Annotated in this window: 20 protein-coding genes; 6 read left to right on the forward strand and 14 right to left on the reverse strand. The window is 60.0% G+C overall.

What is annotated here, in order from left to right; all coding sequences use genetic code 11:
• Window positions 1-1284, reverse strand: a complete 1284-nt coding sequence (gene serS / locus DRW39_RS11365; RefSeq protein WP_116107165.1) for a serine--tRNA ligase — start codon at window positions 1282-1284, stop codon at window positions 1-3.
• Between the two features lie 327 nt (window positions 1285-1611).
• Between serS and rho the strand changes: the two genes are divergently transcribed.
• Window positions 1612-3549, forward strand: coding sequence for a transcription termination factor Rho (gene rho / locus DRW39_RS11370; protein ID WP_116107166.1), 1938 nt, complete (start codon window positions 1612-1614; stop codon window positions 3547-3549).
• Window positions 3550-3955: 406 nt separating this feature from the next.
• Window positions 3956-4597 (forward strand): MBL fold metallo-hydrolase, encoded by a 642-nt coding sequence (locus DRW39_RS11375; protein WP_116107167.1) that lies wholly within the window; start codon window positions 3956-3958, stop codon window positions 4595-4597.
• A gap of 22 nt (window positions 4598-4619) precedes the next feature.
• On the opposite strand, the gene DRW39_RS11380 is transcribed toward DRW39_RS11375, so the two are convergent.
• From DRW39_RS11380 to DRW39_RS11395, 4 genes are all read right to left on the reverse strand, one after another.
• Window positions 4620-5090 carry an energy transducer TonB gene (locus tag DRW39_RS11380; RefSeq protein ID WP_157976064.1) on the reverse strand — a complete coding sequence of 157 codons (471 nt, stop codon included), beginning with the start codon at window positions 5088-5090 and terminating at the stop codon, window positions 4620-4622.
• A 668-nt stretch (window positions 5091-5758) separates the two neighbouring features.
• Window positions 5759-8935, reverse strand: a complete 3177-nt coding sequence (locus tag DRW39_RS11385; RefSeq protein WP_116107169.1) for an ATP-dependent DNA helicase — start codon at window positions 8933-8935, stop codon at window positions 5759-5761.
• 58 nt (window positions 8936-8993) lie between these two features.
• Window positions 8994-9953: a ribose-phosphate pyrophosphokinase gene (locus tag DRW39_RS11390; protein ID WP_232830132.1), complete on the reverse strand. Its 960-nt coding sequence runs from the start codon at window positions 9951-9953 to the stop codon at window positions 8994-8996.
• A gap of 448 nt (window positions 9954-10401) precedes the next feature.
• Window positions 10402-12327, reverse strand: coding sequence for a glutamate-cysteine ligase family protein (locus DRW39_RS11395; protein ID WP_116107385.1), 1926 nt, complete (start codon window positions 12325-12327; stop codon window positions 10402-10404).
• An 869-nt stretch (window positions 12328-13196) separates the two neighbouring features.
• Between DRW39_RS11395 and DRW39_RS11400 the strand changes: the two genes are divergently transcribed.
• Complete coding sequence (locus tag DRW39_RS11400; RefSeq protein WP_116107171.1) at window positions 13197-14750, forward strand: glycine--tRNA ligase; 1554 nt, start codon at window positions 13197-13199, stop codon at window positions 14748-14750.
• A gap of 104 nt (window positions 14751-14854) precedes the next feature.
• Here DRW39_RS11400 and DRW39_RS11405 read toward each other — a convergent pair whose 3' ends face one another.
• The 9 genes from DRW39_RS11405 to DRW39_RS11445 all read right to left on the reverse strand — a co-directional run bounded on the left by DRW39_RS11405 (window position 14855) and on the right by DRW39_RS11445 (window position 22618).
• The gene (locus DRW39_RS11405; RefSeq protein ID WP_116107386.1) at window positions 14855-15814 is read right to left on the reverse strand and encodes a M28 family peptidase; all 960 of its coding nucleotides are present in this window, start codon (window positions 15812-15814) and stop codon (window positions 14855-14857) included.
• A 218-nt stretch (window positions 15815-16032) separates the two neighbouring features.
• Complete coding sequence (locus DRW39_RS11410; protein WP_116107172.1) at window positions 16033-16473, reverse strand: hypothetical protein; 441 nt, start codon at window positions 16471-16473, stop codon at window positions 16033-16035.
• Between the two features lie 71 nt (window positions 16474-16544).
• Window positions 16545-17384, reverse strand: a complete 840-nt coding sequence (locus DRW39_RS11415) for a TPM domain-containing protein (RefSeq protein WP_116107173.1) — start codon at window positions 17382-17384, stop codon at window positions 16545-16547.
• 59 nt (window positions 17385-17443) lie between these two features.
• Window positions 17444-17875, reverse strand: a complete 432-nt coding sequence (locus tag DRW39_RS11420) for a TPM domain-containing protein (protein ID WP_116107174.1) — start codon at window positions 17873-17875, stop codon at window positions 17444-17446.
• Window positions 17875-18462, reverse strand: a complete 588-nt coding sequence (locus DRW39_RS11425; RefSeq protein WP_116107175.1) for a LemA family protein — start codon at window positions 18460-18462, stop codon at window positions 17875-17877. The genes DRW39_RS11420 and DRW39_RS11425 overlap by 1 nt, the downstream gene beginning before the upstream one ends.
• The gene (gene meaB / locus DRW39_RS11430) at window positions 18459-19442 is read right to left on the reverse strand and encodes a methylmalonyl Co-A mutase-associated GTPase MeaB (RefSeq protein WP_116107176.1); all 984 of its coding nucleotides are present in this window, start codon (window positions 19440-19442) and stop codon (window positions 18459-18461) included. Before meaB ends, DRW39_RS11425 begins: the two co-directional genes overlap by 4 nt.
• 165 nt (window positions 19443-19607) lie before the next feature.
• Complete coding sequence (locus DRW39_RS11435) at window positions 19608-20645, reverse strand: potassium channel family protein (RefSeq protein ID WP_116107177.1); 1038 nt, start codon at window positions 20643-20645, stop codon at window positions 19608-19610.
• Between the two features lie 282 nt (window positions 20646-20927).
• The gene (locus tag DRW39_RS11440; RefSeq protein WP_116107178.1) at window positions 20928-22208 is read right to left on the reverse strand and encodes a glutamate-5-semialdehyde dehydrogenase; all 1281 of its coding nucleotides are present in this window, start codon (window positions 22206-22208) and stop codon (window positions 20928-20930) included.
• Between the two features lie 14 nt (window positions 22209-22222).
• Window positions 22223-22618 (reverse strand): VOC family protein, encoded by a 396-nt coding sequence (locus DRW39_RS11445; protein WP_198664855.1) that lies wholly within the window; start codon window positions 22616-22618, stop codon window positions 22223-22225.
• A 100-nt stretch (window positions 22619-22718) separates the two neighbouring features.
• On the opposite strand from DRW39_RS11445, the gene DRW39_RS11450 reads away from it, so the two are divergent.
• The 3 genes from DRW39_RS11450 to DRW39_RS11460 all read left to right on the forward strand — a co-directional run bounded on the left by DRW39_RS11450 (window position 22719) and on the right by DRW39_RS11460 (window position 24762).
• Window positions 22719-23006, forward strand: coding sequence for an antibiotic biosynthesis monooxygenase family protein (locus DRW39_RS11450; protein WP_116107179.1), 288 nt, complete (start codon window positions 22719-22721; stop codon window positions 23004-23006).
• Between the two features lie 95 nt (window positions 23007-23101).
• Window positions 23102-23509, forward strand: coding sequence for a methylmalonyl-CoA epimerase (mce, locus tag DRW39_RS11455; protein ID WP_116107180.1), 408 nt, complete (start codon window positions 23102-23104; stop codon window positions 23507-23509).
• On the forward strand, window positions 23506-24762 hold the full coding sequence (locus DRW39_RS11460; protein WP_232830134.1) for an MFS transporter: 1257 nt from the start codon (window positions 23506-23508) through the stop codon (window positions 24760-24762). Before mce ends, DRW39_RS11460 begins: the two co-directional genes overlap by 4 nt.
• Window positions 24763-24821 lie beyond the last annotated feature (59 nt).

A 24821-nucleotide genomic window follows, 5' to 3' on the forward strand; every position in this document is an offset into this window, starting at 1 on the left:
TTAGGAAGCCACCGGTTGCAGGCGATCCTTGCCTACGTAGCCGTGCAGCACTTCCGGCAATAGAATCCCGTCGGGGCTTTGGTTGTTCTCCAGCAGGGCGGCGATAATCCGGGGCAGGGCCAGGGCGCTTCCGTTGAGGGTATGCAGCAGTTCCGTTCCTTTTTCCGTCCGGTAACGCAGCTTCAGCCGGTTGCTTTGGTAGGTTTCGAAGTTCGATACGGAGCTCACTTCGAGCCACCGTTCCTGGGCCGCGCTCCAGACTTCGAAATCGTAGGTCATAGCCGAGGTAAAGCCCATATCTCCCCCGCAGAGGCGCAGGATGCGGTACGGCAGGTTCAGTTCGTCCAGTAATCCGGCGACGTGATCGACCATCTCCTCCAGCTTCGCGTAGCTCGTATCGGGCTTCGCCAGCTGCACGATCTCCACCTTATCGAACTGGTGAACGCGGTTCAGTCCGCGCACGTGTGCCCCGTAGCTTCCGGCCTCCCGACGAAAGCAGGGGGTATAACCGGTCAGGCGCACGGGGAGCGCGTCCGCCTCCAGCAGCTCGCCGCGGTAGAGGTTCGTCAGCGGTACTTCAGCGGTAGGGATCAGGTACAGATCATCGGTCTGCACGTGATACATCTGCCCTTCCTTATCGGGCAGCTGGCCGGTAGCGCGAGCGGTATCCTCATTGACCAGCAGCGGAGGCGCGTACTCGGTGTAGCCGGCGGCGGTGTTACGGTCAAGGAAGAGGTTGACCAGGGCCCGCTGCAGCCGCGCGCCCTGCCCGGTGAAAACCGGAAAGCCGCTACCGGTGGTTCGTACGCCCAGCTCCAGGTCGAAGATGCCGTAGGTTTCAGCCAATTCCCAGTGGGGTTTGGCATCTCCCGCCAGCTTCGGCAGTTCGCCGGCGTAGGGGCGGTACACCTCGTTGTCCTCGGCGCTGCTGCCGGCGGGCACCTGCTCGTGGGGCACGTTGGGCAGTTGCAGCAGGGCATCTTCCAGCTCTTGGACCACCGTGTCCATTTGCTCTTCCAGGCTGCTTACGTCCTGCTTGATGGTATTGACTCGTTCCCGCTTGGCGGTGGCTTCGTCCTGCTTACCGCTTTTGAAGAGCTCGCCGATCTCCTTGGATAGTTGATTGCGCTCGGCCAGCAGGTCGTCATTGCGGGACTGCAAATCCTTACGCCGATCGTCGAGACCGACAATCCGGTCGATGTCCGGACCAACGTCCAGGTTCCTTTTCTTGAGTCCGGCAATCACGCGGTCTCGCTCGTCACGCAGCGTATTTACGAGTAGCATCTTCTGAAATTTTGGAGCGGCAAAGGTAGGTCATTCGATAACTTGCTTTGGGCCGCAGAAATAAGTTGTTTATAAACCTTTCGTATTGTAGCTTTGTATTCAATTACAACTCTATACCCGGCTTTCGCGTAACATTCGAAAATTGGTTGTAGGTTTGCGCGGCAAGTGATTCCGCGTGCAGACACCGGAGCCGGCATTTCTGTCTCTCCCCTCGGTCATTCTTCCATCATTCCGCATCTCGGGTCACCCTTCTCTGCTTCCGTTCGGGAAGCCGTCCCGCAATAATCGGTTTTCTACCCATTTCCCCTTTACGTACCATACCAATAGATGTTTAGCATAGCGCAATTACAGGCGATGCTGGTCCCCGAGCTTCGGGATTACGCTGAAAAACTCGGCCTCAAGTCTTACAAAAGGCTCAACAAGCAAGACCTCATTCTCTCCCTCCTCGAGCAGCAGGCCGTGAAAGGTACCGGCGACGCCAGTGAACCCCCCGCCGCCTCCGACACCGACCGCGTTCCCAACCGCCGCTCCAGCCGGGGCAGCGACAATGGCAGTAGCGATAAGGATGACAATAAGTCCAACCGCCGCCGCAGCAGCCGCAGTAGCCGGGGCTCTTCCTCCGACGGAGAAGATACCAAGCGCCCCGCCCGTGGTCGCGGCCGCTCAAAGGATAACGACTTGGATTCCCAGGAAGACAACGAGAACGACGGCAACGACGACGATAAGTCCGGCAAGGACAACTCCAACGGCCGTACCCGTGGTCGCAGCCGCCGCAGCATGCGCGACGAGAGCAACAAGGGTGACGATAAGCGCAACAGCGGACAGTCCTCCGAAAACGGAAAGGACGACGGCAACAACAGCCGGGGCCGCGGTCGTGGCAACCGGGGCGGCAACGACAACAATAACGACGATCAGCAACGGAACGACCGCTACAGCAACCGCGGCCGCACCGAAGATCGCGAAGACAACAGCCGGGGCGGTGGCCGGAACAACGATCGCCGCAGCTCGCGCAACGACAACAACGACCGCGGCAACAACAGCAATAATAACGATCGCGGTAACAGCAGCAATAACAATAACGACCGCGGGAACAACGACCGCGGCAACCGCAACGACAACCGTCGTAACCAGCCCGAATACAAGCTCGACGGAATCATCCAGGCCACCGGTATCCTGGAAATGATGCCCGACGGCTACGGCTTCATGCGCTCGCCGGACTACAACTACATGACCAGCCCGGACGACGTTTACGTCAGCCAGCAGCAGATCAAGTCCTACGGCCTGCGCACCGGCGATACCCTCCGCGGCCCCGTCAAGCCACCGAAAGAAGGCGAGAAATACTTCGCCCTCCTCGATGTCGAGAAGATCAACGGTTTCGATCCGAAGGACGTCCGCGACCGCGTACCCTTCGACTACCTGACCGCCCAGTTCCCGACCGAAAAGTTCACACTCTCCGGTTCGGCCACTGGTCGCGACTACGGTATGCGCCTCGTCGACCTATTCGCCCCTATCGGTAAGGGCCAGCGGGGACTCATCGTCGCCCAGCCAAAGTCCGGTAAGACCTTCCTGCTCAAGGATGTTGCCAACGCCATCGCCAAGAATCACCCGGAGACCTACCTCATCGTGCTGCTCGTCGACGAGCGTCCGGAGGAAGTCACCGATATGAAGCGCAGCGTCAACGCCGAGGTCATCAGCTCCACCTTCGACGAGCCCGCCGAAAACCACGTCCGCGTGGCCAACGTCGTCCTCGAAAAGTCGAAGCGCCTCGTAGAGAGCGGCCACGACGTCTGCATCCTGCTCGACTCGATCACCCGCCTGGCCCGTGCCTACAACACCGTCCAGCCCAGCTCCGGCAAGGTCCTTTCCGGTGGTGTGGAGGCCAACGCCCTGCAGAAACCCAAGAAGTTCTTCGGTGCCGCCCGTAATATCGACGGTGGCGGCTCCCTGACCATCCTGGCTACCGCCCTCATCGACACCGGCTCCAAAATGGACCAGGTCATCTTCGAGGAATTCAAGGGTACCGGCAACATGGAACTCCAGCTCGACCGCCAACTGGCCAACAAGCGGATGTACCCCAGCATCGACTTCACCCGCTCCAGCACCCGCCGCGACGACCTCCTCCTGGAGCGCGACGTCCTGCAGCGCATGTTCATCCTCCGCAACCACCTGGCCGATATGAAACCGGAAGAAGCCTTCCAGTTCCTCATCCGCCACATGAAGAATTCCAACAGCAACGAGGAATTCCTGGCTACGATGAACTCGTAACGAAGACTTTACTCACAATCTACCCGCGGGGGATCCGGACGCACGTCCGGATCCCCCGTTTTTTTTGCGGCGGCGCGCAGGTAGATACCCATCCAGGACACTTGGATGCCCTTCCCAACATGAAACTTTTGCCAGAACGCCCGTACCCCGCACCTTCTTCAACGAACACTCGCAGGTCCTACGGACACTCCGAGGTTCCTCCGCGAGCAGTGATGGTTACTAAAAAGCTCTCATCAAACTGGAAAGCTACCCCGTACCACGTACCCCTTCAACGAACACTCGCATGTCCTGCGGACACTCCGAGGTTCTTAGATACACGATAGAGTGAAAGAAGGAGTCCCAGCAAACCATAGAGCCTCGTCGGACCTTCGTACATCGTACCCCGCAAACTCGCACCCCGCACCCCATGACCACAGTCGTCTCCCTCACCCAGAATCCCGTACAGGAAAACACCTATCTCGTCTACGACAATGACAGCAAGGAGGCCATCATTTTCGATCCCGGTGCCTTCACGAACCAGGAGGAACGGGAATTAGCGGCCAAAATCAAGGAGCTGGGACTGAAGCCCGTCAAACTTATCAATACCCACTGCCACTTCGACCACGTCTTTGGAAACGCTTTCGTGGTGAAGCAGTATGGTTTAGAGCTGGGCATCCACCCCCTCGAGCAGCAGATATTGGAGTCCGCGCCGCAGATCGTGCAGGTTTACGGCATGCCCCCCATGACGCCCTCCCCCGCCCCGGACTACTTTATCAATGAGGGCGATACGGTCACCCTGGGGGAGGCCTCTTTCCAGGTGTTATTTTGTCCCGGCCATTCTCCGGGCAGCATCTGTTTCTACAACCAGGCGGAGAAGTATCTCATCGCCGGGGACGTGCTCTTCCGCCGCTCGATCGGGCGCACCGACCTGCCCATGGGCGACCACGATACCCTTATCGGATCCATACTCACGAAGTTGATGCCGCTGCCGGATGAGGTGGTGGTGTATCCCGGTCACGGGCCCAGTACGACCATTGGGGAGGAGCGACGGGAGAACCCGTTTTTCTAGCGCGACTCCGATAAAGGTGGGCCTACTTGCCCTTTTCCGACAGACTGAACTGGACCGGCAGATTGAACTGCACCCTGACCAATTTGCCATCCTGAATACCTGCCTCCCAGGAGGGTCCGTAGTCATTCATGGACTCGACGATGCGTTGTACTTCCTGACCAATTCCGGCTCCCGGATCCCGTAGAACCTGTACGTTAGTTACCGTTCCGTCCACCTCGATTACGAAGGTGACCACCGCCATACCCTCCACTCCGTTACGCCTTGCTTTACGGGGGTAGCGAATGCGGGAGTATACGTATTGGAGCATTGCCTGGTCGGCGCAGGCTTTTCCTTCAGGTCCCGTCGGGCAGTTTGCCCGGAAGCGGGGCATTATTTCTCTGACAGCCTGCTCGGTGACGGTGATGGTGTCCGTAGTAGCGGATTGGTCCTGGGAAGCAAGAGAAAATACCATTCCCAGAAAGAAAAATAGCAGGTAATAGCGGACATAGATCATAGTACAGCCATAACGGTGCGCTACCAAAATTATGCTAATTCCGATAGCCATTATCATTCCCGCTCATACTTTTTGCAGAGGCTGCCCCGGTTGGGTTCGGAAATGGGCCCGGGTGGGCGGGGGATCTTTTCTTCTTCATTTTTTGTCCGGACCAGCTCGCCTTCGGCTCGGTTTTGCAAAATACTGACTTCACGGATTCAGGGCACAGATTACACACTGAATTTTCGCACGGCTTCCAATTCCACGGATTACCGAAGGCGCAGCGCGCTTTCCCCGCACGCCTGCGCGACTCTTTGTGGTCCTCTGCCCCTGTATGGTAACCCTTTTCAGTCACGTAGCGACAACTCTGTGTTCCCTCCGTGCCGTACTCGGTGGCACCTCTGTGTTGAATCTTACCTCGCCTGTGGCTCGATTTTTTTAAACACAAATGGCCACGGATCGCTGCGCTCGGGCACAGATGGAACACGGATTTTTTCGGACGGCTTCCAATTTCACGGATTACCGAATGCGCTGCGCGCCTTCCCCGCATCCCGCCGCGAATCCCTGTTTTCGTCTTTGCCAATGCGGTCAACCTATGCGGTAGCGCGGCGATCTTTCTACTATCCTTCCTCCGTGATTCCTCTGTGACACCCTCCGTGTGGCGAAGCCTCCGTGGTGAACCTCCCCCGCTAAGCCAGATCATCCAGCCCAAACACCTCCTCCGTAGACTCCATCGGCACCTCGTCCGTAAGATCCCGGGCAAACTGGCACCACTCGCACTCCGGCTTACCACAGCCGTCAAATTGCTGCTCCTGGATGGCTTCCCAGACGTCGCGCAGGATCTTGCGGAGACCGTCCGTATCCTTTTGCAGGATGTCGATGTTTTCTTCGCCCTGCTCTCCCTTCGGATCCGTGAGGAGGTAGCTGATCCGCCCCGACCGGACTCGCCGGATGTTGCCGGGTCGATTATCGTAAAGGAGCTTGTAAAAGGTGAGTTGGCGCCAGTAGTCACCCCCATGGGGCAAACTATCGCTGGGGCGCTTCATTTTCGTGCGCCCACCCATGCTCGTTTTGTAGTCTACTACCCGCACGTAGGCGTCGCTGAGCACGTCGACCCGGTCGATGATACCCGTAAGCGGGATACCGTCCACCTCGGCGTTGCGGATGAAGTATTCCACTTCGACGTCATTCACCCAGCCGGAGCGGTGCGTATCGTAGTAATTACCCAGTTCGCGGCGTCCGCGTTCCAGTCGGCTGTCGTAGCCCTCGCGGTTCAGTAGGCCGCGGCGCTGACCGAGGGCCACTTCAAAGTTATAGATCAACTCCTCGCGGCTGGGAAAGGCGTGATCGGGGTCTCGCTTCATCCGCAGGAAGTAGTTCTGCAGGGCTTCGTGGAGGGCGGAACCGTATACGGTGCGTTCTCGCTCGCGGTCGGGTACCCGCAGTAGTTTCTCGTAGTAGAAACGAAGTGGGCAGTCGAGGTAGGCGTACAGCGCGCTGACGCTCAGTCGAAAATCAGCCAGCAGATCCGCGATCGCGCTCCGTTCCAGCAGGGGGTAGCGGGCGCGGTCTTTCGGCGTGAGTTGGAGGTGCGCCAGTTCCGTGAGGCGATCGGAATCCAGGCCGGCCTCTCTACTTTCCACTTCTCCCGCCGCGATCAGTTCGTCAATGAAGGATACGTGCTGTTGAAGTTTATCCTGGCTGCTCAGATCGGCACAGCTAAGGATGACCTCCGAACGAGCGCGGGTCAGGGCCACGAAGAAAAGCCGCCGACGTGCCTCCTCCTCGTCTTCCGTGCCGGCGTACGTGAGGGTGTCGGGCAGTTTGAACCGACTGCGGGCGCGACTGCCACCGGTGCCCCAGGTCTTTTCCGAGCAGTCGAGCATCCAGACCTTCTCGAATTCCAGGCCCTTGGCACTGTGGGCGGTGACCAGCAGCACGGCATCCGCCTGGTCCAGGTGGGAGCGCAGGGGGAGCGGGATACGGTTACCATCCATCTGGTCGAGGGTCTCGAGCAGGTCACGAAGCTGGAGACGCGGGCGCCGGGCGATCTCGCGCAGGACGAAGTCGGTAAAGGTGGCCAGGTGCTGTAGCAGCTCCGCGCGGTTCGGATGGCGGAGTACCTCGGCCAGTAAGCCGGATCCGTTGAGGACGAACTCGATGAACTCCGGTAGCGGCAGGCTCCCGATCCAGCCAATCGCTTCCTCCAGCCACCGGGCCACCCGGTGTATAGCCGGACCGTCTTCCAGGCCCGCAGGATAGAGATCGATATCCCGCAGATACTCTCGCCAGCCCGGCACCCGCCCCTGCGTATCCATCGCGGATAGCCGGCCCAGGTTCAGCAGCGACAGGTCGTAGGATACCAAGCCGAAACAGCGGAAGTGAAGGACGCGGAACAGCAGGAATTCCCCGGTCCCGGGCCGCCGGTGCTCGCTCTCGAGATACCGAAGCAGATCGCGCAGTTGGCGCACCGGTCGGCCGTCCAGGATATTCGGACGTCGCTTGCTGCGGTAAGGAATACCGGCCCGCTCCAACAGGTGACGCAGCAGGTCAGCCTGGCTATGCTTAGCGTAGATCACGGCCATCTCCGACCACGGCGTTCCGCCGTCGTGCCAGCGTTGGAGTTGGGCGGTAAGGTAGCCGGTTTCCTGGCGGTGGTCGGGAAAGGAGAGATGGGTGATACCGGGCGATCCTGTCTCTGGGCCGGGCTCTTCACCTGCGCTCCGTCGCAATTGACTGGTTAGGCGCTTGTCGATGGCCCGGTCCGGCAGGCGGTCGCTAATCCGCAGGGTATTCTGTGTGATTACCGCGTCGGCTCCGTTGAGGATGGGTTGCGTACTGCGGTAGTTGTCGGTCAGGGTTACGACGGTGAGGTCGTCGGCATAGCGATTATGGAAGTCGATCATGGCATTCAGCCGGGCTCCCTGGAATTCGTAGATCGCCTGGTCGTCGTCGCCTACGATGAATACGTTGGGCTTGTCCCAGTATTCGGTCAGGTGGCGGATGATGCGCTCCTGGCTGCCGTTGGTATCCTGGAATTCGTCGACCAGCAGGTAGCGGTAGCGCTCCTGGTAGCTCAGCAACAGGCTGGGATGATCGTGAAAGGCGCGCAGGACCCAGCCGATCATGTCGCCGTAGTCGTAGCGGCGCTGCTTGCGTAGCGCCTCCTGGTAATGGGGAAACAGGGATACCGCGCTGGCCAGCTTGCTCATGCGGAGGCGTTCCTCGTGGATCAACCCCTCCTTTGGTGACCCGGCGGGCAATCCCCTGTATTTCCTTTTGTAAATAAAATCCGGGTGATTTTCCAGGTCGTCCACGTAGGTCCGGATACGCTGCTGGAGCTCGTCCTCCGTCCAGTTCTGGGCCTTGATCTGGGCGAAGAGGTCCTGTACGTGCCGTTCGTAGTGGTACGTTTCGTGGTAGCCGAGCCGTAGCGGGTCCGTTTGGGGCAGACTATCCAGCAGGTCGCGGATGATGCGCACCCGCTCCAGTTCGGAAAGCGGTTCCAGGCCCGGCCGCCCGAAGTAGTGGAGGTTGTTCTGGATGACGTTGCTGCAGAAACCGTGGAAGGTATAGATGCTGACCCGGTGGGCCTCCGGGCCAATGAAGCTGAGCAGCCGCTGCCGCATGGCCTTCACGCCGGCATCGGTGAAGGTGAGGCAGAGGATATTCTGCGCTCCGGCGTCCGTTTGCAGCAGGATGTTACCGATGCGGGCGGCGAGGAGGTGGGTCTTGCCGGTGCCCGGTCCGGCCAGGACCATGACGGGTCCTTCGACGGCCTCGACCGCTTCGCGCTGGGCGGCGTTGAGGCGGTTGAGTTCCTGGCGGAAGGTGGCGTTGTAGTCGTAAAGGCGCCGGCTGGGCAAAGGGAATTAATTGATGGAGACAACAAGAAACGAGGCATGAAAATACCCCGGCGCATGCCTAGTTGACGAAGAGCTCCGAAATACTAGCATTCTCGTGCGTGTGTTGAATGGCCGTGGCGAACAGCTCCGCCGAGGGCAGCACCTTGATCTTGTCCGACTGCTGCTTCAGGGGGATGGTATCGGCGACGATCAGCTCCGTTAGTTGGCTGTTGTTGATGTTGTCGTAGGCATTGCCGCTGAGCATCGGGTGGGTGGCGATCGCCCGGACGCTCTTCGCGCCCTTCTCCATGATGAGGTCCGCGGCCCGGCAGAGGGTACCGGCGGTGTCGATGAGGTCGTCCACCAGGATGACATCCGCCCCCGTTACGTCGCCGATCAGGGTCATGCCCGCGATCTCGTTGGCGCGCTTGCGGTACTTATCGCAGATTACCATATCGCGCTCGAAGTACTTGGCGTAGGCCCGGGCCCGCTTTACCCCGCCCATATCGGGACTGGCGAAGACGACGTTGCTCATGTCCTGGTCCTGGAAATAGGGGAAGAAGATCGCCTGGCTCTGGAGGTGGTCCACCGGAATATCGAAGAAGCCCTGGATCTGGTCGGCGTGGAAGTCGAGCGTCATCAGGCGGTCTACCCCCGCGGCCTCCAGCAGATTGGCAATGAGTTTGGCGCTGATGGGCACCCGGGGGCGGTCTTTCCGGTCCTGGCGGGCGTAGCCGAAGTAGGGGATCACCGCGCAGACGTAGCCCGCGCTCGCGCGCCGTGCCGCGTCGATGGTCAGCAGCATTTCCATCAAATTATCGCTGGGCTGGAAGGTGCTGCCGATAATGAAAACGTATTCCCCCCGTACCGACTCCTCGATGATGGGCTGCATCTCCCCGTCGCTGAAGCGGGCCACCCGAAACTTACCCAGGTCGTGGCCGTAAGCCTCCGCGATTTGCTCGCTCAGGTACTGACTGGTGGTCACCGAAAGCAGGGTCACCTTATCGGTCATGGGCGTTAGTCGGGGCTTGTGGGACATGGAGATTTACGATTTACGATATCTGATGTACGATCTACGATTGGTGGGGCAGCTCGCTTCGCTCGTATCCCGTTCATCGCCTTCGCCGACGGATCGGGCACGAGTAGATAGGACCTGTTCAGCAATAGCCGCTAAGGTACAGCAGCGGTCGTATAAGCTTTGTTTAGTCGGCATCGGGTTTGTTGGGTTCGAGCCCGCGAGGCCCTACGCTCGCCGAGCTCGCTGCAGACCTCGCTTGGTTAACGCGTTCCTTGCAGGGCCGCCCCCCCGGTGAAACGAGCGCCCCCATGCGGTAGCCCAATCATAAATCTCCTGCGAGCCGAAGGCGAGAAGCCGTGCGGTAGCCTCTGTGGAACCTCTGTGCATCCCTCCGTGAAGCGCGCAGCGCCCTCCGTGGTGAACCCACGAGCCGAAGGCGAGCAAAGCCATGCGGCAGCCAAATCGCAAATCACTTCAACCGCTCAATCAACCTTCCGGCCACTCGCAAAAAGTCCATCTCCGTTATTAGGCCCACCAATTCGTCATTCTTCACGACCGGCAGGCAGCCCAGCTTTCCGTTACGCATGATGTGCATGGCCTCCTTGATCGTCGTTTCCGGGCTGACGGTGGCGGGAGCTTCGATCATGAGGTCGGCAACCGTGCGGTAGTCGTTCATTTCGTTATTAAGGCGACCTTTTTGGATGTAGTAGCGCAGCAGTTTACGGGTGGTGATGAGTCCGCAGAGGTGGCCGTTTTCGTCTTCCACCGGGAGATAGCGCAGCTTGCGCCAGTCCATGAGGTCACCGACCAGCTCGAGGAGATCACTTTCGCGGACGGTAAACAGGTCGGTTTCCATAAACTCTTCTACCCGGAGCCCGACGGGGCGGTAGTGCTTCAGGTCCTCCACTTTGGGGATAGGCCATTTGTGAACGGGTTCCTCCTCCATCTGGCACTTGACCATCTGGGAGGTGAGGATGGTGACGGCTTCGTCGCGATTCACGCGCTCGGTCAGATGGGTAAACGATTTCAGCAGCCAGCGGGCTCCGTTCTGGTGTGCCTCCGCTCGCTGCTGGATCACGCCCAGGTACCGCTCGATGTCGCACTGCTCGATGTTGCGGGCTTTGAGTCCGTTGTAGGCCAGGGGGATCAGCTCGTTGAGGATCAGGTCGCGACAACTGATCTTCTGGTTGTGGAACCAGGTAAATTGGGTATCGATGCCGAATTTGGCGGCCTTGGAGAAATTATCCTTCACGTCGGCGAAGCTGAGGTGCTCGCGGATGTCCTTGAACTCGTGGGCCATACCGGTGACCAGGCCGAGCCAGAAAGCGGCGTTGGCGGTCTGGTCGAGGATGGTGGGCCCCGCCGGCAGGACGCGATTTTCGATGCGGAGATGCGGCATGCCGTTTTCACTGATCCCGTAGCAGGGGCGGTTCCAGCGGTATACGGTACCGTTGTGTACCTGCAGGGCGCGCAGCCGGGGAATCTTATTCTCGCCGATCAGCTCCAGGCTATCCTCGTCGATGTCGGTGCCCAGCAGTACGCGGAAGCGGGCGATATCCTCCTTATAGATCTCCATGATGCTCTTATCGAGCCACCGGGTTCCGAAGCTCACCCGCGGTTCGCTCTGCCGCAGGTGCTCCTTGCTGGTGCGCACGTCGAGCGACTGCTGGAAGAGGGCGATACGCGATTCGTGCCACAGCCGTTTACCGAAGACCAGCGGGGAGTTGGCGGCGATGGCCAGGACGGGCGCGGCCACCGCCTGGGCGATGTTGTAGATCGGCACGAAGGTTTCCGGTGAGACCTGCAGGTGTACTTGGTAGCTGGTGTTACAGGCTTCCAGCAAGGGGCTATCGTGGTGGATATGCAGCTCGTCGATGCCGTGCAGGTTCAACTCGAAACCGCGCTCGTTTTTTTGCTGGGCTTTGATGGCTTCGATTAGCGCGAGGTAGCGGGGCTTCGGGGTCAGGTTTTCCAGCGCCAGGTCAAACTTACGTAGGGTGGGCAGGATACCGGTCAGGACGATCAGCGCGTTGCTGCCCTTTGCGGCCTCCTGTATAATCTTCAGCTGGTGGATGTTCTCGGCCTCCATGTCCCGCAGCGCGGAGCCGGTGAAAACCCGTGGCGTAAAGTTGGACTCGATGTTGAACTGGGCAATTTCCGTAGTGGCCCAGGGGTAGTCCGTCAGTCGCTTAAGAACGTTGATGTTTTTTGGCGTGGGTTTGAGGGTCTTCTTATCGACCAGGCACATCTCCTGCTCCGCCCCGATGCGGATTGGCTCCTTCTCGAACCAGTCGTGCTTGAGCATGTACTCCAGCGCCTGCACGTCCCGCAGGAGATGGTGAGTGAAGTTCGAGCGGCTGTCTGCGGTCGGTACGTTTACTTTCTCTTCTCCCATGGTAGCGTGCGGTTCTTCGGTAAGGTAGTGTTTGCAGAACATTGCGGCGGGGCGCAGGTGCGATGTTTTTTCCGGCAGGTGGGGGTGTGGGGAACCTGAGGCTTCTGAGAGAGGGGGGTACCCCGCCATGCTGACGGGGTTATGCGGGTTGGACTGCGCTGCAGTCCGGGGGGCACCACAGCGATTACAGACTTTTCGAGGTTGTACTGGGCTGCGGTACGGGCGGATCGCACCGCGGTCAAATCCTATAGCCCGGAGTAGTAACTCTGGGCTATGGAAGAGGTAGGTTTCACGACTGCAGCGCAGCCGAACCCCTTTCCCCGGTAGGGTACCGGCGGTGATTTGAGCTGCAATTTGTAGGGTGGAGGGTAGTAGTGAACAGGGATGTACAACTGAGCGAGCTGTGGACCGCAGCGCGGTCCAACCCCATAGCCCGGAGTGGTAACTCCGGGCTATGAAGGAGGTACGTTACACGACTGCAGGGCAGTCGAACCCCTTTCCCCGGTAGGGTACCGGCGGTGGTTTGAGCTGCAATTTGTAGGGTGGAGGGTAGTAGTGAACAAGGATGTACAACTGACCGCGCTGCGGACCGCAGCGCGGTCCAACCCTATAGCCCGGAGTGGCAACTCCGGGCTATGAAAGAGGTAGGTTCCACGACTGCAGCGCAGTCGAACCCCTTTCCGGGGTAAGGATTTTCGTTGATAATACGCCTGAAGGCTTTTTGGAAGGGCTACTACCTGCGCGCCGCCGCCCGCTTGAATTAGCTGCTGTGCTTCGCGTGATATATGGACGACATTCAGGTAGCGGGACAGCGCCAGCCGAAGGTCGCGAACCATGGCTATCTTCGCACCCCAAAATTTATAGACCGCATGGCCACTGAGATCGACTTCAAGACCCTTACCGCGCACGCCAAAGAGAACGGCTTCATCTATCAGAGCAGTGAAATCTACGACGGGCTGGCCGCCGCCTATGACTACGGCCCCAACGGTGTGCTGCTGAAGAATAACCTCAAGGAATACTGGTGGCGCAGTATGGTGCAGCTGCACGACAACATCGTGGGCATCGACGCATCCATCTTCATGCACCCCAAGACCTGGAAAGCTTCCGGCCACGTCGACGCCTTCAACGACCCCCTGATCGATAATAAGGACTCCAAGAAGCGCTTCCGGGCTGACGTGCTGATCGAGGACCATATGGACAAGATCGAGGGCAAAATCAACAAAGAGGTAGCCAAGGGGCTGAAGCGCTTCGGCGACGACTTCGACGAAGCCGAGTTCCGCGCCACCAACCCCAACGTACAGCGCTACGTCCAACAGTACGACGAGATCGCCAAGCGACTGGCCACCGCCATGACCGACGGCAACATGGCCGAACTGAAGCAGATCATCGAGGACCTCGGCATCGCCGACCCCGATACCGGCAGCAAGAACTGGACGGATGTCCGTCAGTTCAACCTCATGTTCTCCACCCAGCTCGGCAACATCGCCGGCGAGGAGGGCAAGCTGTACCTGCGGCCCGAAACCGCCCAGGGCATCTTCGTCAACTTCACCAACGTACAGAAAACCACCCGGCAGAAGCTGCCCTTCGGCATCGCGCAGATCGGCAAGGCCTTCCGGAATGAGATCGTCGCCCGGCAGTTCATCTTCCGCATGCGGGAATTCGAGCAGATGGAGATGCAGTTCTTCATCCAGCCCGGCACCCAGCAGGAGTGGTACGAGCAGTGGAAGGAGGCCCGGATGAAGTGGCACCTGGCCCTGCACCCCCAAAGCAAGCTGCGCTTTCACGACCACGACAACCTGGCCCACTACGCCGATGCCGCCGTAGACATCCAGTTCGAATTCCCCTTCGGCTTTAAAGAGTTGGAAGGCATCCACAGCCGCACGGACTTCGACCTTGGCGCCCATCAGGAGCTGTCGGGCAAGAAGATGCAGTACTTCGACCCGGAGACGAAAGAGAGTTACGTGCCCTACGTGGTGGAAACCTCCATCGGGGCGGATCGCCTCTTCCTTGCCACCCTCACCCATGCCCTGATGGACGAGCAGGTACCCGGCCAGGACGACCCGAACAATACCCGTACGGTTCTGAAATTACACCCCGCCATCGCACCCGTCAAAGCGGCCATCATGCCCCTGAAGCGCAACGACGATCGGCTGGTCAATATGGCGAAGGACATCTTCAACGACCTCCGCTTCCGCTTCGAGGTACAGTACGACGACACCGGTTCCATCGGCAAGCTTTACCGCCGGCAGGACGCGGTGGGCACCCCCTTCTGCATCACCGTTGACTTCGACAGCATCGAGGACGGCACCGTCACCGTGCGCGACCGGGATACGCTGGAGCAGGTGCGGGTGAAGAAGGAGGAGTTGGCCGGTATGATCGGGCCTCGGGTGGGTATGGGTACGTTACTTCGCTCTGCTCAGTAATGAGTTCACCACAGAGGTACAGGAGGGCTTCACGGAGGAATCACAAAGGAGATTAATACTCCGTGATTCCTCCGTGAAACCCTCTGCGTCCTCCGTGGTGAATCCTACAACGTACCAGCAGCCTCCCGAAAGATAGTAGCCAGCACCACCTGCCCCGCAGCCCGCAGCGTACGCTTGTCGATGATATCGATGTTGTCGTCGCCGGTGTGCCAGTGCTCGACAAACTGGCTGCCGCCGGTAGTGTTGCCGGGCATGTTGATGATATCGATAGTGGGAATGTTGGCGATGCTGTTGATGAAGAAGTGATCGTCGACGATGGCGCCGCGGCGCTCGTTGATGTAGTAGTCGCCGTAGCCCATGCTGTTGGCCAGTCGCCAAACCTTGCGGACTACTTGGGGCGCATAGCGCTCGCTGTTCCCTTCCACGCCGAACTTCGCGTCGCGGGCCCCGACCATATCGAGGAGGATACCGAAGCGGGGTTTAGGCTCGGGGACGTTCTTAGCATAATACTGCGCGCCGAGCGCCCAGCTGGTACGGGAACCACCTCCCGACTGGCCGTAGTCCTCCGCGTCGAGGAGGACGATGTCTACACCTATGTCGGGCGTATTTTCACCGAGTTGCCGGGCTACCTCCAGGAGAACCCCTACCCCGCTGGCACCGTCGTCGGCACCGTTGACCACGGCGTTTTCGTCGTCTTCCAGCGGGCTATCGGCGAAGGGGCGGGTATCCCAGTGGGCGGTAAGGAGGATACGGTCCTGAAGTTCCGGGGCGTAGCGGGCGATAATATTCGTAGCGCTGAGGGTGGTTCCGTCGTAGGCTTCCGCCTCGAAGTTCTGCTCCCGTACTTCGGCGCCGAAGCTTTCGAGTTTTTCCACCAGCCATTCGCGGGTCTGCTTGTGGGCGTCGCTGTTGACGACTCGCGGGCCGAAGTTGACCTGTTGCTCTACGTAGGCGTAGGCGCTATCGCGGTCGAACTTCGGGATCGGCCTGGCGGGTTTCGGTTCGGTGGCTACCTCCTCGGGCATATCCTCGATGGGGGGCGTACCGTCGTTTACGCAGCCCATAGCCACAAGCGTCAGAAAGCATAGGAAGGCGAAGAGGTGGGACTTCACGGACGGGGTGGTTTTGTGGTAAAGGTAAGTAGGTCATCCGTCGTCCGCCGACGAATGCTCAGATATGAGAGCTTCAAGATGAGTCCCGTCGATCGATTATTGCCGGTTGGACTATGGATACTTTGTAGCCACGATCCGTCGGCGGACGAGCAGAGCTCGGCAGACGACTATTATTTGGTCACCTGCTCGGCGTCTTCCAGGATGTACATCAGTTGATTGATGTTCTCATTATTCAGCTTGAGCTTGCCGCGCAGGGTGATGCGTTCGGTGCTGTACTTCACCGGCTCGTTGGCGGTAACTTCCATGACCGTTTCGGGGCCGGCACCGCCACAAAAGAAGCACATGTTGTAGGGGAAGGCGCTGAAGACAAATTCCTTGTGGCTCTTGTAGCCCTCCACCGGCACGATGTACCCGCTGATTTCGATCATCTCGCCCTCCATGGCCTGAATATCCTTGGCAAATACCGGTACGTCGACCTTAAAGCCAAGCAGCTCATCGTACTTTTTCTCGTAGGAAACCTTGGCCAGATCCTGCCACACGGCGGCCGCGTCGGACTGGGCGAAGCTCCAGGCGGAGCAGACTAAAAAGGATAGGAGGAGGAAGGCGCGCATAGTCAATTACTTGTCGTGGAGTAAAGGTAACATCCCCGCCCAGAGCATGGCTGCAAACAAAGCGTTAAAGCCTACCAGCCCCCGCCGGCTCCACCGCCGCCGAAACCGCCACCGCCGAAGCCACCAAATCCGCCGCCGCCCCCACCGAAGCCGCCGCCACCTCCTCCACCGCCGCCGCCGAAGCCGCCGGGCAGGATGAACCAGCCGCCGCCCCGCCGCCGACGCTTGGGGTGTCCATCGTAGTGGCCGCCGCGCCAGTAGCCGCCATCGTCGTCATCATCGTCGTCGTGCCGGTTGCCGAAGCGATTGAGCAGCATGAAGATGATAAAGATGAACAGGAAAATGTAGAAGGGTGGAATGCCCCCCGTCCGCCGCTCGGGTACCTCATCCGCGACGTACTCCCCCTCCCCGGCTTTCATGATCGCCTGGGCCGCCCCGGCGATGCCACCGAAGTAGTCACCCTGCTGGAAGGCGGGGGTCATGATGTTGCGGATGATCCGGCCGGCCTGCGCGTCGTTGAGGAAACCCTCCACGCCGTAGCCGGTCTGTATATAAATCTTGCGGTCGTCCCGCGCTACGTAGATCAGTACGCCATTGTCCTGCTCCGTGGACCCGCCGATACCCCACTGGTCCGCAATGGCGAAGCTACGTTCGAAGGGATCCTGACCCTGCAACGACGCCTCGGTGACGACTGCAATCTGGGTCGAGGTTTCGCGAGCGTAACTTTCCAGCATATCCGTTAGCTGGGCCTGTTCCGTGGAGGTCATGATACCCGCAAAGTCATTCACCAGTTGGTTCGTACTGCGGGGGACTTCCGGTTGGGCCAGCAACGATAGCGACGTGATTAACAGAACGACCAAGCCGAGCCAGCGGGACGGGCGAAGAACGGACTTGGTAGGGTACTGTTTCACGGTCGAATATTTACGTGCTCCACGGGGAGCGGGGGTAAGGCCGGGTAGCTAAGCCGGACCTACCGGTTATAACTGATCTCGTCGGGCAACTCGTTGACGTCATCCGATTGGTAGGGGAAGTATTCCCGCAGATTCTTACCGATCTGCTGGATCGCCAACTCGATACCGGTGGCAAAATCTCCCAGTTTGAAGTGTTGCTGCATCAGGTCGCGCTCGTCGTCCCAGAAGGACTTTGGCACGACCTCGTTGATGCCCTTGTCTCCGAGAATGGCAAACTCCCGGCGATCGACGGCAAGGAGGATAAGCACGCCGTTACGGTCCTGGGTGTCGTCCATGCCCAGTTCCTGGAAAATACGCTTTGCCACGTCCAGGGCGGGTTTACGCGCCCCGACTTCCACGTGAACCCGAATCTCGCCGGAGGTGGCGAGTTCGGCTTCGCGGATGGCGGCTACGATCCGGGCTTCTTCTTCTTTATTGAAAAATCGGACCATTAAAATTCGACCGTCGGGGCGTTTTGGGCACCGGCTTCGGCCTGGAACTGGGGCTTTTCGTCAAACCCGAAGACGGAAGCGAAGACCGCGCCGGGGAAGCGGCGGATCTGCTTGTTGTACTCCGTTGCCTCCTCATTGAAGCGGCTACGAGCTACGGCGATCCGGTTCTCGGTACCGGCCAGTTCGTCTTGCAGAGCCTGGAACTGCTGATTGGTCTGCAACTGGGGATAAGCCTCGGCGGTAGCCAGCAAGCGGCCAAGTCCCTGAGAGACCTGGGCCTGCGCGGCCTGAAACTGCTCCAGCATTTCCGGGGAGAGGTCGTTGGCGTCGATATTAATGGAGGTAGCCCGGGCGCGAGCCTCGGTGACGGCCTCCAGGGTGCCGCGCTCGAATTCAGCGGCTCCCTTAACGGTGTTTACCAAGTTAGGGATGAGGTCGGAGCGACGCTGGTACTGCGTCTCGACGTCGGACCAAACGCGCTCAACGTCCTCCTCGGCGTTGACGAAGCCGTTGTAGCTGGTACAACCCGCGATAAGCAGGACACCCAGAATTCCGACGATAAGCGCCAGCGTGGTAAATGATCTCATGGTTTGCTATGTTTTAAAAATTCCGTCAGTATAACATCCGCAGTGACGGGAAGGGTGATGTGTTGGTCGAGCCGGGCACGCAGTTCGTCGTTATCCAGGCCTTCGGTCTCTAGGTAAACGTGCAGTTTTCTTAGCAGTTCGCGCCGAAGTTGCTCCCGCAGCCAGTCCAGTCGCTGCTCTTCCCGCCGCCGGGCAATCTCGCGTCGGAGTTGGTTTTTGTAGGTGTCCAGGCGATCGGCGATCTCCGGTAGCCCGTCGCCGGTGAAGGCGCTCGCGCTGACGACCTCGACCGTCCAGCCATCCGGCCGTGGGGGCGCCAGGTGCAGGCTGCGGCGAAGCTCGGCGGCCGTTAGCCGGGCCTCCCGGGGAAGGGCATCCGCCTTATTGACGACGAGGTGGTCCGCCAGTTCCAGGATGCCGCGCTTGATGCCCTGCAATTCGTCGCCGGCCGCCGGCTGGGCCAGCAGCAGAAAGGCGTCGGTCATGCCGTGCACTTGCCACTCGGCCTGCCCTACCCCGACGGTCTCCACGATGATATAATCGTAGCCGGCGGCCTCGCATAAGAGCACGGCCGCCCGGCTCGTGGCCGCCACGCCGCCAAGTTCTCCGGCACTGGGGCTGGGACGGATGTAGACCTTGTCCTGCCGCGTGAGTTCTTCCATCCGCGTTTTATCGCCCAGAATACTTCCCCCGCTCAGACTGCTGCTCGGATCGATGGCCAGGACCGCCAGGCGGTGCCCCCGACGCAGCAACTCCAATCCGAAAGCCTCGATGAAGGTCGATTTTCCAACGCCCGGCGTGCCGCTGATGCCGAGTCGGAAGGTAGCCTGCGGCGGACGATGGTTTTCGGCCAGGGCGAGTAACCTGGTCGCCGCCGCCCGGTCTTCCTCCCGGGTACTTTCCACCAGGGTGATGGCGCGGCCCAGGGCGCGGCGGTGGTGGGGCGATTGCAGATCACGAAATAGCTGCTCCGGGCTCATGGGCGGCAAGATACGGTTAGCCGGGGGCTGTTAATTATTAGCTAAAGGGTTCCGGGCGTAGGGCGGATGAGGATGGCAGGCATTTCATTTAACGTCCGGCCACCCCACTGGCCCGATCGCTATTTCGCGAGTCTGCCCCGGGTGGTGTGGGTGTCCGGACTTTTTTCAATCGATCATGTCGCGCAGGGCGGCCAGCTGCTCGGGATTCCCGACGACGATGAAACTTCCCTGGGGTTCCAGGACCGTCTCCGGTCCGGGGTTCACCTGATACTTTCCCGTACCCAGGCGGTGGCCGATGATGTTTACGCCCGTGTTCTTGCGCAAACTCATCTCCATGATGGGCTTTCCCCGGTACTTCGCCGGCAACTGATCGTAGCGCAGTTCCTCGAACCCGATATCGGCGGACAATTCGTTGGTAATGAAGCTGAAAAATTCGACCGCGCCCGGTTTTGAGATCAGCGTAGCCATATAAAAGCCGCCGATCTGCTCGGGCATAATGACGTGGCTGGCCCCGGCCTTGATCATTTTCTCCCGCCCCCGTACTTCCTTCGCCCGACTGACGATCCGGAGCTTCGGATTCAGATCCTTGGACGAGAGCACGATGAAGAGATTATCGCTATCGTCGTTCAGGGCGGTGATCAGTGCACTGGCGCGATCGATGCCGGCGGCGTATAAAGCGTCATCGTGGGTCGCATCGTCCAGTACATACAGCACCCCTTTATCCTCCCCCAGCAAACCCTGAAGTTTCTCCTCGTCGTGCTCGATGATCACGTACGGGTGGTCGTGCAGTTGCAGGTGGCTGACAATCTCCCGGCCGTACTTCCCGTAGCCACAGACGATCGTATGTCCGCTCAGCTTAGCGATCTTGGATTGTATCCGGTTGTACTGCATGGTTTCGAAGAGTCTTCCGTCAAAAACGTAATAGGAAAAAGCGGCCAGCACGTAACCCACGATGCCGATGTTGACCACCACCAGCCCGGATACGAACAGCCGTCCGGCATCGGACAACGGCCGCACCTCCCCAAAGCCCACCGTCGAGATCGTGATGACCGACATATAGAAGGCCTCCAGCATCGTGTAGCCCTCGATCCACATCAGCCCGCCGGTACCGATGCCCAGCGTAATTAGCAAAAGCACCAGCGCCAGTCGCAAGTCAAGCGCCGTGGGGGATAAGCTAAGCCGGGAAAGGGAGCGGGACGCCATGGGGGCAAAATACGTATTGCCTGGGGGTTGATGGGTGGCGGGTGGAAGTTAGGGAGTTCGTTTGTTCGCTTGGCCGTTTGTTCGCGAGGCCCTCCGCTCGCGGTGCTCACTACAGACCTCGCTGGGGGGAGGCGTCCCTTCCAGGGCCGGGGTTCAAGTCCGGGTCCTGTCCCGTCTCCGTCGGCGGACCAGCTTCGCTGGACAGACGACAGAGTCCACGAGCAAAGCGAGCAGCCCCGTGCGGTAGCCATTCACTAATTCACCCAGTCAACAATTCACCAACTACCCCCTAACCTGTCCATCCCCCCGCACCAGCCACTTATAGCTGGTCAGCGCTTCCAGTCCCATCGGGCCGCGGGCGTGCAGCTTCTGGGTGCTGATGCCGATCTCGGCGCCCAGCTCGAACTGGCCGCCATCGGTGAAGGCGGTGCTCGAGTTGACGTAGACGACGGCCGCGTCCACCTCGCGGAGGTAGCGTTCCTGGTTGATGTCGCTGTCGCTGACGATGCTTTCGCTGTGGCGGCTGCCGTGGCGCTCGACGTGGGTAATCGCCTCGTCAATATCGTCCACCACCTTGACGGACATGGCCATGCGGAGGAACTCGGTGCCGAAGGAGTCTTCGTTCGCGTGCTTGAGCAGGTCGCCGGGGTAGTGCCCTTCCAGCACGGCGAAGGCCTCCTGGTCGGCGTACACCTCGCAGCGGTGTTGTTGCCCCAGGGCGGTCAGCAGGCCGGGAAGCTGCGCGAGCTGCGCGCGGTGGATCAACAGGCAATCGAGTGCGTTGCAGACGCTCACGCGGCGAGCCTTGGCGTTGGTGATGATGTCGCGCGCCCAGTCCAGGTTGGCGGGGCTGTCGACGTAGGTGTGGCAGATGCCGGCACCGGTCTCGATCACGGGTACGGTAGCGTTGGCCCGTACGTGGTCGATCAGTCCCTGGCTACCGCGGGGGATGATGACGTCCACCAGTCCATCGGCGGTCAGGATGGGCTGCAGGGCTTCGCGCTCGGCGGGGGCCAGGTAGCAGGCGGGGGGCAGACCGGTGTCTTCCAGCGCCCGGTCGATCAGTTGCTTGATCGCGCGATTGCTGTAGGCGGCGTCCCGGCTTCCCTTCAGTACGGAGGCGTTGCCGGCCTTCAGGTTGAGGGCGAAGACGTCGAAGGTGACGTTCGGGCGCGACTCAAAAACGATGCCCACGACCCCGATCGGTACCGCTACCCTACTCAGGGAAAGGCCGTTGGCCAGTTCCCGCTGCTCCAGGTTTCTTCCCAGTGGCGAAGGCAGCCCGGCTACCCGGCGCAGATCGGCGGCGATGGCCCGTAGCCGGTCCTCGTTGAGCAGCAGCCGGTCGTACTTCGGGTCATCCTTGTCCATACGGGCCAGGTCCTCGGCATTGGCGGCCAGCAGGGTGGGCATATTCGCTTCGGTAAGGTCGGCCAGGCGAAGCAGGCACAAGTTCAAATGCTGCTCGCTCAAACGGTTCAGTTTTTGGGCGGCGGAGCGCAGGTAAAGAAGATTTTCGTGAATGGAGGGTGTCGTTGTAGTAGCCGTTTCCATGGTTAGCATTTCGGGGGGAGGGTTCAATGTACGGTTTCTACCTGCGTGGCGATGGACCAGCTGTTGCCGAAGGGGTCCGTAAAGGCGCCGCGGCGATCGGGATCGCCGGGCCGGGTCTGGGGCTCGCCGTTGGAAGTCGCCCCGGCGGCGATGGCCCGCCGGAACAGGTCGTCGACGTCCGACACGTAAAGATGCGTCAAGGGCTTATTCGGACCGTACTGCTCGTTGGCGTCGGAGATCATCAAAACGGTATCATCGATGCGCACCTCCGCGTGTACCACCAAATCTTCGTGGGTGTACCGGCGCAGTCGCTCGGCCCCGAACACCTGCTCCAGGAAGGCGATGTACCGGTCCGCTCCCCGCACGACGTGGTAGGGGGAAAGGCTGGTATAATTGGCGGGTTTGAACGACAGGGGCATGTTAAATGCTTTTGATGGATTCCGGGTGTCGGCGAATAAAACAAACAATCGGTAGCCGGCTCCGACGTTTTAAAATCACTCACCGGATCCACAAAATAAGATGCTCACCGTATTCGCCGAACACTACCTCACCCCCGAGGGCCGGATGTACTTCCCTAACTGGACTACCGAATTGGGGCAAGCCCTTACTTCCTGCCGCGGATTCCAAAAACTCGAAGTAGTAGAAGACGTGGAGCGACCGGATCGATTACTGCTCCTCCTGGGCTTCGAGGATACGGAATCGTTGATGCGCTGGAGTAGCTCGCAGGAGCACCGCCGCCTGGCCGCCTTGCTGGAACGGCATCAGCTCCGGAAGCCCTACACCCAGTTGCTGGCGGCCACCGGTTAACCCCTCCCTTTTTCGATAAGCTTTTTATCCTGCGCTCCGCCGCGAAAATAACCTTCGCGGGTACCGCGCGTTTCCCGAGCACAAGCCCTGGAAACATGCGACTGGAACACATCGGTATCGCCGTAGCGAACCTGGAAGACAGTGAAAATTTACTGGAACGACTGATCGGTCGCGAGCCGTATAAGCGCGAAACGGTGGCCGAACAGTCCGTGACCACGAGCTTCTTCACCGGTGGCGGCGCGGAAGCCAAATTGGAGCTGGTCGCACCGGAAAACCAGGCCGGTCCCATTCAAAAATTCCTGGAAAAACGCGGGCCCGGCATCCACCACCTGGCCTTCGAGGTCGACGATATCGCCGCCGAGATGCGCCGCCTGCGGGAGGACGGCTTCGAGCTGCTGCAGGAACTGCCCAGCGAGGGCGCGGATAACAAATTGGTCTGCTTCCTCCACCCCCGGAGTACGAACGGTGTCCTCGTAGAGATCTGCCAAACGCGTCGCGAATGATCAATGAGAAGCGTCTGCTGCTGATCCTGGCGACGGTCCAGTTCTGCCACATCATCGACTTCATGATCATCATGCCGCTGGGCAAGACGATCATGAATGCCTTCGACATCAGCCCCGGTCAGTTTGCCTGGGTGGTGAGCGCCTATGCTCTGGCGGCCTTTTCCGGCAACCTGGTGAGCGTGGTCTTCATCGACCGCTTCGACCGGCGGACGGCGCTGCTGCTGCTCTTTGCCTGCTTCACGGTGGGTACCCTGGCCTGCGCCTTTGCACCCACTTACGAGTTCCTGCTGGCGGCCCGCTTCGGGACGGGGCTATTCGGCGGCACCCTGGGCGCGCTGGTGCTGGCGATCGTGGGCGACGTCATTCCCCTGGAGCGCCGTTCCTCCGCCATGGGATGGGTGATGACGGCCTTTTCAGCGGCTTCCGTGGTCGGGGTGCCGGCCGGCATCTGGATCGCCGCCGAGTACTCCTGGCACGCCCCTTTCTACGCCACGGCGGCGTTGGCGGGGCTGTTCGTGACCATCGCCTTCTTCACGATTCCGTCCATGCGCGGCCACCTGGTGGAGCAGACGATCGTCCCCGAAGGCGACCTCGACGAACTGGGCGATAATCCCGAGGCGCAGTTGATGCAACCCCGGTCGATGGTCAGTCAGATTGCCGATCCCTTCCGCGCCATCTTCAGTAACCCCAACCAACGGGCGGCCCTCCTCTTCACGCTGACGCTGATGCTGGGCCACTTTACGATCATTCCCTTCATCGCCCCGTACATGCAGATCAACGTGGGCTTTGCCGACAAACAGGTGAGCCTCATCTACCTGATCGGGGGTTCGCTGACGGTCATTCTGCTCCCGCTTTTCGGGCGGCTGGCGGATCGCTTCGGGCGGCTGCGGGTGTTCACCATCGCTTCCTTTCTGGCGCTGTTCAGCATTTACGCGCTGACCAATCTGGATACGAATTCCATTCCCATTGCCCTGCTGGTGACCAGCTCCTTCTTCGTCGTCGCGAGTGGCCGCAACGTACCGGCGACGACGATGATCACCTCCGTGGTCCGGCCCGAAAACCGGGGCGGCTTCATGAGTATCCGGCAGTCGGTAAACGAAATGGCCCTATTCTTCAGCAGCGTGGTGGCCGGATTCGTCATCACCGAGGGCCCGGACGGCAAGTTGGAACACTACGAACTGCTAGGCTACTTCACGATCCTGATGAGTGTGGTGGCGGTATTTGCGGCGCGGCGGATTCGGGCGGTGGCCTGAGGATTTACGATTTACGATAGCTGATTTACGATTTACGATTTGGCTGCCGCAGGGAACAG

Source organism: Lewinella sp. IMCC34191 (genome assembly GCF_003390935.1).
GTDB lineage: Bacteria > Bacteroidota > Bacteroidia > Chitinophagales > Saprospiraceae > Neolewinella.